Genomic DNA, 16509 nt, shown 5'->3' with positions numbered 1-16509 from the left:
GAACCAGCAATCCCGCGGCGGCTACAGCCACCACGGGATCGTTGTTCAAAAGCCAGGAAGCCTGCAGCCCTAAATGGTGAGATGCATGTCCTCCAGCATCCGCTCGATACGCGGGCCGAGAATGAGTTCCATCGCATAGCCCATCTTCGTCCCTGGGATCACCAGGGTATTGGAACGCGACATAAAACTGCCCGGCAACATCTGCAGGAGGGTGGGGAAATTCTCTTCCTTGGGATCCCGGAAGCGGATGACCACCATACTTTCGTCCGGGGTCGGGATGTCCCGGGCAATGAAAGGATTGGAGGTATCCACCAGCGGTACACGCTGGAAATTGATGTGCGCACGGGAGAACTGCGGGGTGATGTAGTGGATATAGTCAGGCATACGGCGCAGGATGGTGTCTACAATCGCCTCGGCCGAGTAACCGCGCTGGGCATTGTCACGGTGAATCTTCTGAATCCACTCCAAGTTGACCACCGGCACCACACCCACCAGCAGATCGACGTAATTGGTTACATCGACAGCGCCCGTCTTCACGCCACCATGTAATCCCTCATAAAACAGCAGGTCGGTCCCCAGAGGAATATCCTGCCAGGGGGTGAAGGTGCCAGGTGCGCTGCCCCGCAGTTCTGCCTCCAGTTCGTCGTGGACGTAGTAGCGCATCTGTCCGTGGCCACTCTCCCCATATTCGCGGAACAGGCGCTCCAATGCTTCAAAATCATTGCCTTCCGGGCCGAAATGGCTGATGGTTTTACCATCGGCCGCAGCCTTGGCAATGGCTTCGCGCATCTCGTTGCGGTTGTAACGATGGAAGCTGTCGCCTTCAATGACGACCGGGTCGATTTTCAGGCGCCGGAAAATGTCATGGAAGGCATGTTTGACGGTGGTGGTACCCGCCCCTGAGGAACCAGTCACGGCAATGACGGGATGTTTTTTGGACATGGAAATATAACCTCTTTGGTGAAGAAAACCTGCAGCGATCCGGGCTGTGGACAAAAACATCCTTCGCGCCAGTGTAACAAAGGGTGTCGTCTCGTCAATATCGGCTAAAAACCGAGGTTACGCCAGATCGCCGCCGTCGCCTCGGCCTGATTCAGGGTGTAAAAATGCAGGCTCGGTGCCCCCTCCCGCAGCAGTAATTGACACTGCCTGCTCAGCAACTCGATTCCCAACTGATATTGGGATTGCGGATCGGCGGCGTACGCATCCATCCGCCGCCGCAGGTATTGGGGAATATCGGCGCCGCACATGGCAGAAAAACGGGAGATCTGTTCAAAATTGGTGATGGGCATGACGCCGACCACCAACGGCACTTCAATACCCTCCCGTCGCAACTCGTCGCGCAACTGCAAGTAGGCGTCGGGATTGAAAAAGTACTGGGTGATAATCGCATCCGCCCCGGCCCGCACCTTGGCCGCCAAGTGCATCACGTCATCCCGGGCGGAAGTCGCGCGGGGATGGATGTCCGGATAACCCGCCACATACACCTCGAAGCCCCCGAAGTGACGGATAAATGCAACCAGATCCGCAGCGTGCTGAAAGTGGCCCGGATTCTCCATGCCTTCCGGCAAATCACCGCGCAGGGCCACAATACGGCGAATGCCCTGCTTTCGGTAATCTTCGAGAATCTCCCGTATCCCCGCTTCCGTAGATCCAATGCACGAGAGATGCGGCACCGCCTCCAGACCATAATCCTGGCCGATCATGGTCACCGTCGCAAAAGTACGTTCGCGGGTGGACCCGCCCGCCCCGAAGGTCACCGAAGCATACTCGGGACCCAAGGGGAGAAGCGCGGTTATCGCCTCCCGCAGACGTTCCTCACCCGCGGCATTTTTGGGGGGAAAGAACTCGACGGAATGCGCCATCAGTAACGGTACGCATCCGCTTTGAAGGGGCCATCGACAGACACGCCGAGGTACCTGGACTGCGCGTCGGTCAAACGGGTCAGCACCCCCGCGAAGCCTTCCACCATATAGCGGGCCACCTCTTCATCCAGCGCCTTGGGCAGGACGGTAACGGAGACATGACCGGCCTTCTCCGCAGCAGGCAGATCGGCAAAACGTTCACCGTACAGATGAATCTGCGCCAGCACCTGGTTGGCGAAAGAACCATCCATGATCCTGCTGGGGTGACCCGTCGCATTGCCCAGGTTCACCAGACGCCCCTCAGAAAGCAGGATCAGGTAATCATCGCTATCGGGATCAAAGGACTTGCCAGCATCCGTATCCCGATAGACCTTGTGAACTTGCGCCTTCACTTCGTCCCAGGCCCAGGTTTTACGCATGAAAGCGGTATCGATTTCGTTATCGAAATGGCCGATGTTACAGACCACTGCGCCCTTCTTGAGAGCCTTGAGCATGCCGGCATCACAGACGTTGAAGTTGCCGGTCGCGGTCACCAGCAAATCTATCTGGCCGAGCAGGCCGCCATCGATGCAGGCATCCGTGCCATCGTTGATGCCGTTCTTATAGGGCGATACGACTTCGTAACCATCCATGCAGGCCTGCATGGCACAGATGGGATCCACCTCGGTGACGCGGACGATCATCCCTTCCTGACGCAGGGAGGCCGCCGAACCCTTGCCCACATCGCCATAACCCAGCACCAACGCGCGCTTACCGGAGAGAAGATGATCCGTGGCCCGCTTGATGGCATCACTCAGAGAATGGCGGCAACCATACTTGTTGTCATTCTTGCTCTTGGTCACAGAGTCGTTGACGTTGATGGCGGGGATTTTCAGGCTCCCTTCCCGGGCCATTTCCCAGAGGCGATGCACACCGGTAGTGGTTTCCTCGGAGACGCCGTGGACGCCCGCCAGCAATTCCGGATGTTTCTGGTGCAACAGGCCAGTGAGGTCACCGCCGTCATCCAGCAGCATGTTCGGGCGCCAGCCATCCGGGCCGGTGATGGTCTGCTCGACACACCACCAATATTCATCTTCCGTCTCGCCTTTCCAGGCAAAAACCGGGATGCCCGCCGCCGCGATGGCCGCTGCCGCCTGATCCTGAGTGGAGAAAATGTTGCAGGAGGACCAACGTACTTCCGCGCCGAGCGCCACCAGCGTTTCAATGAGCACCGCAGTCTGGATGGTCATGTGGATGCAGCCAGCGATACGCGCACCCTTGAGTGGCTGTTGCGCCTGGTATTTGCGACGAATGGTCATCAGTGCCGGCATTTCCGTTTCGGCAATGCGGACTTCCTTACGTCCCCAGGCAGCGAGGGAAATATCGGCGACTTTGTAATCGGCAGAATCTTTGAGCACAGCATTCATGTAAGTCATTCCTTGAGCATGAAAGCGAGCGCGGTTTCACAGATGGGAAGCATAGGCCGAGCCTGATCGTCACCCCGCCGCCTTCCCGGCCGGGAAATCATCCGGCCGGATCAGCGCAGGAGGCATGACGACTGCAGCGCCCCTCGACCCGATCTTCCAGCGGGGACAACTCCCCGCCAAGGCATTTTTACCGTAGTCCGGCAGCGTCACGCAAGACGGCAGCCTTGTCGGTCCGCTCCCAAGTAAACTCTGGCTCTTCGCGACCGAAGTGGCCATAGGCAGCCGTTTTGGCATAGATAGGCCGCAACAGGTCGAGCATCTGGATGATGCCTTTGGGGCGCAGGTCAAAGTGCTCCTGCACCAGAGCGGCAATCCGGTCGTCATCGATCACGCCGGTACCAAAAGTATCCACCATCAGACTCACCGGCTGCGAGACACCGATGGCGTAGGCCACCTGCACTTCGCAACGTCTGGCGAGTCCTGCGGCCACGATGTTCTTCGCCACATAGCGTCCGGCGTAGGAGGAAGAACGGTCCACCTTGGAGGGGTCCTTGCCGGAGAACGCGCCGCCGCCGTGACTGCCCTGACCGCCGTAAGTGTCCACAATGATTTTGCGCCCGGTCAAACCACAGTCCCCTACGGGCCCGCCGATCACGAAACGGCCGGTGGGATTGATGAGGTACTTGGTATCCTTATGGATCATCTCAGGAGGCAGGACGGGCTTGATGATTTCCTCGCGCACGGCTTCGACGAGATCCGCGTGGCTGATATCCGGGGCATGCTGGGTGGAAAGCACCACGGTATCGATGGCGACTGGGCGGTCATCCTCATAGCGTACCGTCACCTGACTCTTGGCGTCAGGACGCAGCCAAGGCAGACGACCATCTTTGCGCACCATCGCCTGCCGCTCGGTCAGACGGTGGGCAAAATAGATGGGCGTCGGCATCAGCACGTCCGTCTCGTCACAGGCAAAGCCGAACATCAAGCCTTGGTCACCAGCGCCCTGATCGAGGTCGAGCCCGGCGCCTTCGTCCACGCCTTGAGCGATGTCAGGGGATTGCTTGTCCAAGGTCTGCACCACTGCGCAGGAGGCCCAGTCAAAACCCATGTCCGAGGAGTTATAACCGATCCGGCGCACGGTCTGGCGCGCCACATCCGCATAATCCACCACCGCTGTGGTGGTAATCTCACCCGCGAGCACGATCAGGCCGGTGGTGATCAGCGTCTCGGCCGCCACCCGACCACGGGGGTCCTGAGCCAGAATCGCGTCGAGGATGGCATCGGAAATCTGATCCGCGACTTTATCGGGGTGACCTTCGGAAACGGATTCAGAGGTGAAAAGATGACTTTTGGACATGCACTGGGCTCCTCAATAGCTAGGCCGACCTGTCGCAGCGCGACAGGGACAGCGCGCACTATATCAAAGGAAAGCGCCACAAGCGAAGTGAAACCCGCTCACCGCAAAGGCAAAATTGGCTCAAGCGGGGCGGATGTGCGGCCTCAAGAGCGCGCCGGGCCAACTACCGGAAAGGAGGACTTCTTGCTGCCACCCCAAAAATAGGAAATACCACCGGTCACCTGGACATCGTTGAGGTTGGAAGCATTCGGCGTGGGGGTATTGAAGAGCAGTTGATCCCGCACATCCAGGCGCAGCCCCAGGTGATCATTTACGAGATACTGATAGCCTACACCGAAGACGCCCATCAACGAGGTTCCCCGGCCGATCCGGCTGTTAAACAGGTCGCTGGACGCCCCCAAACCCAGGGAGAGATAGGGGGTGTCAGGGCTGCCGAGCGCGTAAAGATTACCGAGGATCGCGCCACTGTACTGATTGGCACCGACGGTATGTGCAGGACCCTGCAGATGGGCAAAGGCTGCTGCCACCTGCGCCTCCACTCCCACGTGGGCATCTATCCGACGCCCCATGCGCAAGCCGACGACTCCGGCATTGCCACCGTTGTCCAGACCGCTTGAGGCATCAAAAAAGGTATTCCCACCAAAGAGGTTGATGTAGGTCTCATCATGCGCGGGCCGCTCGGCCGCCCACGCCGGAACGGCGAGGACAAGACCGATGAACACCAGCACCGCGCGCAACCCCCACTCCATGACCTTGCACCTCGTATATGGCAGCACTGCCCAATAAAACCTGTTATGATCATAGCCCGGTTTAGATACATTTACCACAAGTCTCTGTCCGTTTTGCCGAAAAACCAACAAGGAGCTTTCATGTCCACTCTCGTCTGCGGTTCTCTGGCCTTTGATACCATCATGGTCTTTCAGGACCACTTCAAGGCGCACATTCTGCCTGATCAGGTACACATGCTGAACGTGTCCTTTACTGTCCCGCAAATGCGGCGCGACTTCGGCGGCTGTGCGGGCAACATCGCATACAACCTCAAATTGCTGGGCGCCAATCCGGTGATCGTCGGCACCGCAGGTCAGGACTTCACGCCCTATCTCGATCACCTGAAGGCACAGGGATTGGACACCGGCCTGCTGCGGATTCTCCCGGACCACTACACCGCACAAGCCTTCATCACTACCGATCTGGACGACAACCAGATCACCGCCTTTCACCCTGGCGCGATGTTTCAGGCCCAGGAGAACCGCCTGGCCGGACGTATCCCCGAGAATGTGCGTTGGGCCATTGTCGCACCGGATGGACTCGGCGCCATGGTGCAGCATCTGGAAGACCTTACGAATGCTGGCATTCCCACACTGTTTGACCCTGGTCAGGGTCTGCCGCTCTTCGATGCGGAAACCCTGACCCGCCTGATTGACCGGGCAGATTACCTTACGGTCAACGATTATGAATGCCAGATGGTACAGGCGCGCACCGGCCTCGGCCTCAACGAACTTCGCCAGCGCCTAAAGGCCCTGATCGTCACTCGCGGCGAGCATGGCTCGGTGATCTATCATGACGGCCGGGAGACGACCATTCCAGCGGCCAGGCCCAAAGCGGTTACAGACCCCACCGGATGCGGAGACGCCTATCGCGCGGGGCTGCTGTACGGCTTGGAACACGAACTTGGCTGGGAAACCAGCGGCAGGGTCGCCTCATTGATGGGCGCCTATAAAATTGAACAGGCAGGCACCCAGAATCACCGCTTTACCTGGCCGGAATTCCAGGCCCGCTATCGCGAGAACTTCGGCGAGACGATCGGCTAGGCTCCGGCTGGCTCAGGAAACGACCGGCTTGTCCTCGGCATCCCAGACATTGATACCGCCACCAAGGTTATAGACTTCGGTGAAGCCCATCTCCTGCAAGGTCACCGCTGCCAGCGCCGAACGTGTTCCGCTGTCACAGTAAAGGACAACGACCCGATCGCGCGCAACGGCCAACTCCGGGTGGCAATGGCCGTAATCAGGGTCCGCCAGTGCCTCCAGATAACCGCGAGGCACATGGATGGCGCCCGGCAGATGCCCATCCAGAAAGGCACTGGCCTCCCGAACGTCCACCACCAGCACATCGTCCCGGCTCCGCAGCCAATCCTCCAACGTATCGCAGTCTATTTCGCGAATCTGACGGCGCGCCGCCCGTATGAAATCCGCAAGAGATTTCCCCATGACCTTCCCCATCGCACTAAAAACGGTCCGTCCTCATGGACACATGACCTCGGCGAGATGCTTACGGAGCTCCTCGATACCGACATAGGTATAATCCTTGCTCAAAGTGCCGGAAATCATTGCGCTGGTAGGTGCATCCAGTTTTTCGCGCAGCAAACCCAGAATATGCGGAGAAGCGACGAGCACCAGGTGTTGGAAAGCATTCTGCTTTCGCGCCGTGCCCAAATAGGTCGCCAGCTCATTGGCGAATTGCAGCATTTCCGCCTCCTTAGGACTGGTTTGCCATTCGATACCAGGCCGTGCTCCCGCAGCGAAGCTCTGCTGAACGCGCCCTCCCGCATCCGTCACCAGTTCGTCCTGGTGCTTGCGGCTGTCGGGATGCTGCCAATCCTGTACCAGATGCAGCCCGGTATTGCAGCCCTCATTTTTAAAGAGGCGCGCCTCTGCGGCGTTACTCACCAGTACCCAAGTCACTGTAGCCATCTCACATCCTCCTTTTTCGCCTGATCCCTGACATAGATGGATACGGCAATGACAAAAAACAAGCAACGGTTTTTTCCTTCCCTGATTTGTAGAATCAATCTATGATGGTCTCGCCTGCTACCTGTCCTTGAGGAATCTCTAACAGTGTCCTCCCAACCCCTCAGCAAAACCGCCTGCCCCCTACCGCCCTTGGGCATGGACGCCCTCAGTCTACGCATGGACACCTGTCATTATCTGCTGCGCACCTTGGGTGCCGAAGAAACAGCGGAGCCTGCCAACAGCGTTTATACGGCGCTGGCCATGAGCCTGCGTGACCGCCTGGTCGAACGCTGGAAAAACACCCAGAAAAAGGTGGCCGCCGAAAGCGGCAGGCGCACCTTTTATCTTTCTCTGGAGTTCCTGCTCGGGCGGGCCATGGGCAACGCCCTGCTGAACCTGGGTCTGGAAGACGCGGCGCGCGAGGCGTTGACCAGGGAGCACCGCGAACTGGTGGACATCATGGAACTTGAACCCGACGCTGGCCTGGGTAACGGCGGGCTGGGCCGTCTTGCAGCCTGCTTTCTCGATAGCTGCGCCTCTCTCGGACTGCCGGTCACGGGTTATGGCATTCGCTACAGCTACGGCATGTTTCGTCAGGAAATTCGCGGAGGCGAGCAGGTGGAGGAACCTGACCACTGGCTGAGGAATGGTTGCCCCTGGGAACTGAAACGACCGGAACGGGTACGGCGTGTTCACTTTTTCGGACGCAGCGACGGATATCACGATGCCCAGGGAAGGTTCCATCAGCGTTGGGTCGACACCCACGACGTGCTTGCCGTACCTTACGACATTCCCATCCCCGGTTATCGCAACGAGGTGGTCAATACCCTGCGTCTCTGGCGGGCGACGGCCACCGACATCTTTGATCTCGGTGAATTCAACGCCGGCGCCTACCCCGAAGCCGTCGCAGCCAAAAACAACGCCGAGCACATCAGCATGGTGCTCTATCCTAATGACAGCAGTGAAAACGGTAAGGAACTGCGCCTGCGCCAGCAGTACTTCCTGGCTTCCGCGAGCCTTCAGGATGTGGTCGCGGATTGGGTTGCCATCCACGGTGAAGATTTCCGCAATTTTGCCAAACATCACTGCTTCCAACTCAATGATACCCATCCCAGTTGTGCCGTACCGGAACTGATGCGCCTGCTGATGGATGAACACGGCCTGAACTGGGAGGAAGCCTGGGACATCACTAGCCATACCATGGCCTACACCAACCACACCCTGCTGCCCGAGGCACTGGAACGGTGGTCGGTGCGTTTATTCCGGCAGCTCCTCCCGCGCCTGCTGGAAATCATCATGGAAATCAACGCACGTTTTTTGCAGGAAGTGGCATGGCGTGCACCGGGCAACACCGGCCTGCTGCAACGATTGTCCATCATCGAGGAAGGCGACGAGCAGATGGTGCGCATGGCACACCTCGCCGTGGTGGGCAGCTTCTCGGTAAACGGGGTCGCGGCACTGCACACCAGGCTCCTCTGTGAGGATCTTTTTGCCGACTTCCACCACCTCTGGCCGAAAAAATTCAACAACAAAACCAATGGAGTGACACCGCGACGATGGTTGCAGTGGGCCAACCCCGGGCTGCGCGACCTTGTTACCGAGCGCATCGGCCCGGACTGGAAGCACGACCTGGAACGGCTGCGGGATCTGGAGCCGGCAGCGGACGATGCGAAGTTCCGCAAGCGCTGGGCGGAGGTACGTCGCGCCAACAAGGAACGGCTGGCGGCGCTGGTGCATCAGCATACCGGCGTCACTTTCATCCGCGATGCCCTGGTGGACGTGCAGGTAAAGCGCATCCATGAATACAAAAGGCAACTGCTCAATGCCCTGCACGTCATTCATCTCTACGACCGCATCAAGCGCGGCGAAGCGAACCAGGTGACCCCCCGCAACGTCCTGTTTGCGGGCAAGGCGGCGCCCGGCTACTTCATGGCCAAGCGCACCATCAAATTCATCAACAATATCGCCAATGTCATCAATCATGATCCGGATACGGAAGGCTTGTTGCGCGTGAGCTTTCTACCGGATTACCGGGTCTCCCTCATGGAGCAGATTTGCGCGGCAACTGACCTCTCCGAGCAGATATCCACGGCAGGCAAGGAGGCCTCCGGCACCGGCAACATGAAGTTTATGATGAACGGGGCCCTGACCATCGGCACCCTGGACGGCGCCAACATCGAGATCCGCGACGCGGTAGGCGCCGAGCATTTTTTCCTTTTCGGGTTGAATGCCGAAGAGGTCAGCCAATTGCGCGGGCATTACAATCCGGAGCTCTATATCCAGGCGGACCACGATTTGGCACGGGTCATGGACCTGTTGCAGAGCGGCTATTTCAACGCGTTCGAACCGGGCATTTTCGACCCCATCGTCCACGCCGTCACCCATCCCCATGACCCGTGGATGGTGCTCGCCGATTTCACCAGCTATAAAATCAAGCAACGGGAGGCGGCGGATGTCTGGCATGATCAGACCGAATGGCAACGGCTGAGCATTCTCAACACTGCGGCCAGCGGGATTTTTTCCAGCGACCGGACCATTGCTCAGTACAACACGGACATCTGGCACCTGACACCTCTGGTCATGACCCCATGACAGCATTCGCCTGATCTGTTCTAATGCGCATCATCAACGGGGTGCGTTCGCTGTGCAGAGGAAACTGATGATTCAAAAACCACGTCCGGTGTTGCTCCTGATCCTCGATGGATGGGGCTACCGGGAGGATTCCGAAGATAACGCCATTGCCCAGGCGCGCACGCCAAACTGGGATGGCTGGTGGCAAAATTGTCCCCATGGTCTCATCAACGCTTCCGGGGCTTCTGTGGGGCTTCCCGGCGGACAGATGGGCAACAGCGAAGTCGGGCATATCAATATCGGAGCAGGCCGCGTGGTGTACCAGGAGTACGAGCGCGTGAATCTCGCCATCGCCGACGGCAGTTTCTACTCCAACAGCGCCCTCTGTGCAGCGGTGGATGCCGCCGAGGCACAGGGCGGTGCCGTCCATATCCTGGGTCTGCTTTCAGCGGGTGGGGTGCATTCTCACGAAGAACATATCCTCGCCGCGCTACGTCTGGCGCGGGGCCGGGGCGCTGAACGGGTCTATGTGCATGCCTTTCTGGACGGTCGCGATACCCTGCCGCGCTGCGCGGAGTCATCTCTGAAACGACTGGATGCCGAGATAAACACCTACGGTGGCGCTCTGGCCTCGGTGATCGGCCGCTTTTACGCCATGGATCGTGACCACCGCTGGGATCGGGTCCAGCAGGCCTATGATCTGCTTACCCTCGGCAAGGGAGAGCACTATGCCACGGGTTTAGAGGCGCTTGGTGCCGCCTACCTCCGTGGCGAAAGCGACGAGTTTGTCGCCCCATCGTGGATTGGTGCCAACCCCGCCTGCATCGGCGATCACGATGCAGTGTTATTCATGAACTTTCGCTCCGATCGCGCCCGCCAGATCACCCGGCCGTTTGTCGAGGCAGACTTCGACGGCTTCGCCCGACAGGTCAAACCCCAACTCGCAGGCTTCGTCACCCTCACGGAATACAGTGAGCATTTTGATGCACTGGTCGCATACCCCCCCACTCGTCTGAAAAATACCTTTGGCGAATGGGTATCCCAATTCGGCCTGCATCAGTTGCGCATTGCCGAAACCGAAAAGTACGCCCATGTCACCTTTTTCCTGAGTGGCGGTGACGAACGGATATTCCCCGGCGAAGATCGCGTATTGATTCCGTCTCCCAAGGTCACCACCTACGATCTGCAACCGGAAATGAGCGTGAATGAACTGACCGATGCCCTGGTCGCCCGCGTTGAAAGTCGCCAGTACGATACCATCATCTGCAATATCGCCAATCCCGATATGGTCGGCCACAGTGGTAAACTGGCTGCGGCCATTGCCGCGGTCGAGGCGGTAGACCGCAGCCTCGGGCGTATTGTCAGCGCCGTGCGCGCCGTCGGCGGCGAAGCGCTGATCACAGCGGATCATGGCAATGTCGAGCAGATGCTGGATGTCGGGAGCGGCCAGGCGCACACCTCTCACACCTGTAACCCGGTGCCTCTGCTCTACATCGGACGCCCTGCAAAGATTATATCCGGGGGGGCACTGGAGGATCTCGCGCCCACCCTGCTCCGGCTCATGGGCTTGCCGGTGCCTCCTGAAATGGGCGGCAAAAACCTGGTGCAGTTCCTCTGACCCATGCCCCTTCTGTCCCGTCCCCGCGTCGGCGCACTGCTTGCCTTGATCTTGCTCCTTCCGGCTGGTGCGGGAGCGGGAGCGGCAACGCTTCAGGAAAAAATACAAAATAGTCAGAAAAAACTGGAGCATATACACGAGAATCTAGGGCAGGTACAGGCGCATCTCGCGGCGGGGCAGAAAACCCAGGCGCAACTGCGCGTAGAAATCAGCGCACTCGATCAGCGGGTTGTTGCGACGCAAAAGAAGCTGGCCGGAATCCAGCAGCAGCAACACTCGGCACAGGCACAATTGGCCGAACTGCGGGTAAAAATCAATGCACTGCAAGCGGAACTGAGTCAACAGAAAGGCATCCTCGCCCGGCAGCTTCGCGGCGCATACATGCTCGGCGGAGTTACCCCACTGGCCGTCTGGCTGCAAACGGAACGCCCCGGAGAACTGGGGCGCATGAGCGTCTTTTACGAGTCCCTGGCCAGGGCGCGCAGCGCACTGATCGTCAAAACCCAAGGCACCGCGCAACAGATACGGAAGACTCGGCACGAGGTGCAAATCCACGAAACCCATCTCGCTCAGTTGGCGCAACAGGTCAGCGCGCAGGAACAAACGCTCCGGCAACAGCGTGAGGCTCACGCCGCGCTGGAAAACCAGCTTGCAGCCCGTATTGCCGCCGACAAGACCAAGATCGCAGAATTACAAGCGAATGCCAATATTCTCAACGGATTGGTGAGCCGTCTGACCGTTCAGTTCCGTCATCAGGAAGAAGTCGCCCGCGCCAAAGCTGCCGCCGAAGCACGACGCAAGGCCGCTGCTGCGGCCCGTCGCGCGGCGGCAATCTCCGCGCAGCGGGCCGCTGTCGCGCAACATCATCTGGCCCAGGAAAGGCAGGCGGAACAGCAGGCGCAGCGGGTGCAGGAAACAGAGCGGGCACGACAGGTTCAACGTGCGGCGAATGCACAAAAGCAGCCACCCACCACCGTAGTTCGTCCGCCGGTGATAGTCGCCACCCCCGCTCCCGCATTACCCGCAACCCCCATCGTCGGGCGCGGCAGCTACCCCGCGCCGGTAACCGGTCCGGTTACCGCGCGTTTCGGCGCGCCCCGGGTGACTGGCGGACTCGACTGGCAGGGTATCACCTTTCAGGCTCCGGTAGGGACGAAGGTTCGCGCCATCGCGCCGGGCATGGTACTTTATGCGGGGCCTTTGCGCGGCTATGGACAGATTGTCATCGTGCAGATCGCACATAGTTTGTTGTCCATATACGGGCACCTGGGCGCTACCGATGTCCACGTTGGAGAACAGGTTTCCACCGGACGCCAAGTCGGCAGTGTGGGCAGCGGCGGCGAACTGGGGAACGATGGTCTCTATTTCGAGATGCGGAATGCTGGCCACCCGGTCAATCCGCTGGATTACATCCACAACTGAGAATCACGCTGCCGGTTCTGCCAAGCGCCCTGCCCTGGATCCACACTTTTGGAGATTTTATCTATGTCCGTTCCCCGCTCCCCCAAGCCGCGCTCCGGTACCCTGCTGGGCGTCAGCGTCGGGCTCGTTCTGGGTGTCAGCGCCAGTTTTGCCGTCACCGTTCACGCGGCAAAGGATCAAAATGGCATCCCTTTGGAACAGATCCAGACTTTCAGTCAGGTCTTCGGGATCGTCAAATCTCACTACGTCGACCCCACTTCCGACAAAAAACTGATGGATGGCGCCATCAACGGCATGGTCAGCGCCCTGGACCCCCACTCTGCCTATCTGACGCCTAAAGAACTCAAAGAAATGCAAGTGTTCACCAACGGCAAATTTGGCGGACTGGGCATTGAAGTGACCGGCGAGCATGGCGTACTCAAGGTCATCAGCGCCATTGACGGTACGCCAGCCGCCAAGGCTGGCATCGAACCAGGCGATATCATTATCAAAATTGATCACAAGGCCCTGCAGGGCATCGCCCTACAGAAAACCGTGGACATGATGCGTGGCAAGCCCGGAACACAGGTAACCCTGACTATTTTGCGGCCGCATCAGACGCAACCCCTGACCCTGACCCTGACCCGCGCCATCATCAAGGTGCAGAGCGTGCGCTCAGCCATGTTGGCGCCCGGTTATGGCTACATCCGCATCAGTCAGTTCCAGGAAAACACCGGCAGCGCAACCCGCAAGGCGGTGGAGCATCTGGAGCAGGAAGCCAACGGGCACCTCAAAGGTCTGATCCTCGACCTCCGCAACAATCCGGGGGGAGTGCTCGGAGCAGGGGTCGAGACAGCGGACACCTTCCTCAACAAAGGGCTGATCGTCTATACCAAAGGGCGCACTGACGACAGCGACATGCGTTTCTCCGCCCACGGACCCGATTACCTCCACGGCGCCCCCATGATCGTACTCGTCAATGGCGGCTCGGCTTCGGCAGCGGAAATCGTTACCGGCGCGCTCAAGGATGACCACCGCGCCCTGATCATGGGTCAGCGTACCTTTGGCAAAGGATCGGTACAGACGGTGATACCGCTGAGCAACGGCGGCGCCCTCAAACTGACGACGGCACTTTATTACACCCCGGCAGGCTGCTCCATCCAGAGCGAGGGCATCGTCCCCAACATCGAGGTGCAGCCATCCAATGCGCGGCTGCGCGCACTGGATGCGGATCTCCTGAAGGAGTCGGAACTACATGGTGTGCTGAAAGCGCCGGACGAGTGCCGCAAGGCCACACCCCGGTACACCATCGCCCCGCCGGCTTCCGCCACGGTGGCGACACCGACCGCCGCTACCGAATCCACGGCGGCAGACGAGGCCATAGCCGCCAGCAGCACCCTGAAACCGAATCTGGTGAAGGATTACCCCTTGCGCGAAGCACTCGCCATTCTGCAGAACCAAGCGGTTCCGGTGCAGGAAAAGGGGCGTAGCGTCACCATGGTGATCCCCCTCCCGAAGGCAGTGGGACAATGATCCGGCCAGGACTATTTTGTCTGATATGCGTTGAGCATGGATAAATTCTGCACCAACATGGTCCAACTCCACGTGATTTCCCGATTGGTCGACGGAGAGGCGGTCGTGTGTTTTTTCTCGAGAGGAGCAAGGCGCCAGTGACTTCTGCGATACAGGTGCTGATCGCCGTAGCGGATGGTTTTGAGGACATGGAGGTAGTGATCTCCTGCGATATTCTGCGGCGGGCGGGTTTGCAAGTGGTCCTTGCCGGACTGGAAAACGGCTTGGTCACCGGTGGACGGGGACTGCGCCTGCAACCAGACGCGTTGTTCGCCGATGTGGCCGACGCTGATATCGATGTGATTCTGCTTCCCGGCGGGATCGGGGGTGTAGAGCGCATGGCAAAGCATCAGCCGCTCATCGGGCTCCTGCAGGAACGAACCCGGCAGGGGCAGATCATAGCCGCCATCTGTGCCGCACCTGGCATGCTGGCAGCCCATCACCTGCTCGATGGCCGTCAGGTCACCGCTTATCCCGGCACCCTCGATCCGCAGAGCCGGGATTATACCTACCAGGAAAATGCCGTAGTGGTCGACGGTCCCCTGATCACATCCCGCGGACCGGGTACAGCCATGGATTTTGCCCTTACCCTGGTGGAACTCCTCCTCGGCCCTGAAAAACGTCAGGAAACGGAGGCACCACTGCATCGTAGCACCCCTGAGACTTCCCCTTTGTCCGCCACTATGGATAATAGGGCCAGCATCACTTAACCTGAAGGAAAATTTATGAAACTTCGCGCGGTCATTCTTGCTGCCACTGTCAGCGCTTTTGCTATACCTGCTTTTGCTGCCCCCGTCGCCACCGTCAATGGCGCCGCCATTGATAACAGCGAGGTGCAGGCCATCATGTCCATGAGCCCGGCGCTCGCCAAGGAGCCCAATGCCCGCGAGCAGGTGGTGCAGAATCTGGTCAACATGGAAGTGCTTTCGCAGTACGCCGTCAATCACAAGCTGGGCCAGACCGCCGACGTAAAAGAGCGCCTGGCTATGGCCAAACGTCAGATTCTAGCCGATGCGGCGGTCGAACAGTACGTGAAAGAGCACCCCATCCCGGAAACGGACATTCAGAACGCCTACAACAAATTCGTTCAGGCCATGGGCAAGAAGGAATTTGAAGTGCGGCACATCCTGGTGAAGACGAAGACGGAGGCTGACAAGATCATGGGCGATCTCAAGGCCGGTCAGAAGTTCTCCGCCCTGGCGGAAAAATACTCCATCGACAAGGCCAGCGCCGCTCATGGTGGCGAACTGGGCTGGATTGTCCCTGGTATGGTCGTTCCGCCCTTCGCTCAGGCCATTGAGACAGCTCCTATCGACAAGCCCGTTGGCCCGGTGCAGACCCAGTTCGGCTACCATGTGATCGAGGTGCAGGCGACGCGCGCCCTGACCCCCCCGCCACTGAGTGCCATGAAGGATCGCATCAAGACGCAACTGCAGCAGCAGGAGGCCGCCAAGTTCGTCTCCAACCTGCGCAGCCAGGCGAAGATCAATATCACCAAGTAATTCTGGTATCGCCCAAACAAAAAGCGTCGGGAATCTCCCCGGCGCTTTTTTTTCACCGCCCGCGCCCCCACCTTCGAAGGACCGGCTGATGCGGAACGGGCTCATGGGACACCTTGCCAGCGCAGAAGGCAGGCGCCACAATGACAGCGAAGAGTAAACATTATGGAGTGCAGGTCATGGGTAGAACGCAACATCGTCGCAGTACCATCCTGGAGCGCGAACCTCAGGCACAGGAGCCCCGCATGTACCGGGTACTACTGGTAAATGATGATTTCACTCCCATGGACTATGTCGTGCATATTCTTGAAGCGTATTTTCATAAGCCCCATGACGAGGCAGTGGCAGTGATGATGGCCGTCCATCAGCAGGGTAGGGGATTGTGCGGAATTTTTCCTTATGACCTCGCAGAAACCAAAGTGGCCCTGGTCACCGCCGACGCACGGCAACACCAGCACCCACTGCGCTGTATCATGGAAAAGGAGTAA

15 protein-coding genes and 1 riboswitch are annotated in these 16509 nt (G+C 59.1%); of the genes, 8 read left to right on the top strand and 7 right to left on the bottom strand.

Annotation, left to right across the window (positions count from 1 at the left end):
• Nucleotides 1-69: 69 nt before the first annotated feature.
• The 5 genes from AFE_RS02520 to AFE_RS02500 form a co-directional block, all read right to left on the bottom strand.
• Nucleotides 70-942: a phosphoribulokinase gene (locus tag AFE_RS02520; protein ID WP_012536189.1), complete on the bottom strand. Its 873-nt coding sequence runs from the start codon at nucleotides 940-942 to the stop codon at nucleotides 70-72.
• Nucleotides 943-1046: 104 nt separating this feature from the next.
• Complete coding sequence (gene metF, locus AFE_RS02515) at nucleotides 1047-1865, bottom strand: methylenetetrahydrofolate reductase [NAD(P)H] (protein WP_012536188.1); 819 nt, start codon at nucleotides 1863-1865, stop codon at nucleotides 1047-1049.
• Nucleotides 1865-3271 carry an adenosylhomocysteinase gene (gene ahcY, locus AFE_RS02510; RefSeq protein ID WP_009567191.1) on the bottom strand — a complete coding sequence of 469 codons (1407 nt, stop codon included), beginning with the start codon at nucleotides 3269-3271 and terminating at the stop codon, nucleotides 1865-1867. The genes metF and ahcY overlap by 1 nt, the downstream gene beginning before the upstream one ends.
• Before the next feature lie 19 nt (nucleotides 3272-3290).
• Nucleotides 3291-3422, bottom strand: a riboswitch (S-adenosyl-L-homocysteine riboswitch).
• A gap of 36 nt (nucleotides 3423-3458) precedes the next feature.
• A complete protein-coding gene (gene metK / locus AFE_RS02505) occupies nucleotides 3459-4628 on the bottom strand; it encodes a methionine adenosyltransferase (RefSeq protein ID WP_012536187.1) in 1170 nt (389 codons plus the stop codon).
• Between the two features lie 143 nt (nucleotides 4629-4771).
• Nucleotides 4772-5377, bottom strand: a complete 606-nt coding sequence (locus AFE_RS02500) for an outer membrane beta-barrel protein (RefSeq protein ID WP_012536186.1) — start codon at nucleotides 5375-5377, stop codon at nucleotides 4772-4774.
• A gap of 120 nt (nucleotides 5378-5497) precedes the next feature.
• On the opposite strand from AFE_RS02500, the gene AFE_RS02495 reads away from it, so the two are divergent.
• Complete coding sequence (locus AFE_RS02495; RefSeq protein WP_012536185.1) at nucleotides 5498-6439, top strand: carbohydrate kinase family protein; 942 nt, start codon at nucleotides 5498-5500, stop codon at nucleotides 6437-6439.
• A 12-nt stretch (nucleotides 6440-6451) separates the two neighbouring features.
• Here AFE_RS02495 and AFE_RS02490 read toward each other — a convergent pair whose 3' ends face one another.
• Together AFE_RS02490 and AFE_RS02485 are read right to left on the bottom strand one after the other, a co-directional pair.
• Nucleotides 6452-6838 (bottom strand): rhodanese-like domain-containing selenoprotein, encoded by a 387-nt coding sequence (locus AFE_RS02490; RefSeq protein WP_012536184.1) that lies wholly within the window; start codon nucleotides 6836-6838, stop codon nucleotides 6452-6454.
• Nucleotides 6839-6871: 33 nt separating this feature from the next.
• Nucleotides 6872-7321, bottom strand: coding sequence for a host attachment protein (locus tag AFE_RS02485; protein ID WP_009569165.1), 450 nt, complete (start codon nucleotides 7319-7321; stop codon nucleotides 6872-6874).
• 144 nt (nucleotides 7322-7465) lie between these two features.
• Here AFE_RS02485 and AFE_RS02480 point away from each other — a divergent pair, with 144 nt between their 5' ends.
• The 7 genes from AFE_RS02480 (at nucleotide 7466) to clpS (ending at nucleotide 16509) form a co-directional block, all read left to right on the top strand.
• Complete coding sequence (locus AFE_RS02480; protein ID WP_012536183.1) at nucleotides 7466-9952, top strand: glycogen/starch/alpha-glucan phosphorylase; 2487 nt, start codon at nucleotides 7466-7468, stop codon at nucleotides 9950-9952.
• A 67-nt stretch (nucleotides 9953-10019) separates the two neighbouring features.
• Nucleotides 10020-11549, top strand: a complete 1530-nt coding sequence (gene gpmI / locus AFE_RS02475; protein ID WP_009563800.1) for a 2,3-bisphosphoglycerate-independent phosphoglycerate mutase — start codon at nucleotides 10020-10022, stop codon at nucleotides 11547-11549.
• Between the two features lie 3 nt (nucleotides 11550-11552).
• Complete coding sequence (locus tag AFE_RS02470) at nucleotides 11553-12971, top strand: murein hydrolase activator EnvC family protein (RefSeq protein WP_012536182.1); 1419 nt, start codon at nucleotides 11553-11555, stop codon at nucleotides 12969-12971.
• A 63-nt stretch (nucleotides 12972-13034) separates the two neighbouring features.
• The gene (locus tag AFE_RS02465) at nucleotides 13035-14483 is read left to right on the top strand and encodes a S41 family peptidase (protein WP_012536181.1); all 1449 of its coding nucleotides are present in this window, start codon (nucleotides 13035-13037) and stop codon (nucleotides 14481-14483) included.
• A gap of 137 nt (nucleotides 14484-14620) precedes the next feature.
• Complete coding sequence (locus AFE_RS02460) at nucleotides 14621-15232, top strand: DJ-1 family glyoxalase III (protein WP_012536180.1); 612 nt, start codon at nucleotides 14621-14623, stop codon at nucleotides 15230-15232.
• A 15-nt stretch (nucleotides 15233-15247) separates the two neighbouring features.
• Nucleotides 15248-16024, top strand: a complete 777-nt coding sequence (locus AFE_RS02455) for a peptidylprolyl isomerase (protein WP_012536179.1) — start codon at nucleotides 15248-15250, stop codon at nucleotides 16022-16024.
• A 176-nt stretch (nucleotides 16025-16200) separates the two neighbouring features.
• The gene (gene clpS / locus AFE_RS02450) at nucleotides 16201-16509 is read left to right on the top strand and encodes an ATP-dependent Clp protease adapter ClpS (protein WP_012536178.1); all 309 of its coding nucleotides are present in this window, start codon (nucleotides 16201-16203) and stop codon (nucleotides 16507-16509) included.

Origin of the sequence: Acidithiobacillus ferrooxidans ATCC 23270, assembly GCF_000021485.1 — a bacterium.
Lineage (GTDB): Bacteria > Pseudomonadota > Gammaproteobacteria > Acidithiobacillales > Acidithiobacillaceae > Acidithiobacillus > Acidithiobacillus ferrooxidans.
The sequence above is the reverse complement of the archived record's forward strand: the minus strand, read 5'-3'. Positions and strand labels throughout refer to the sequence as shown.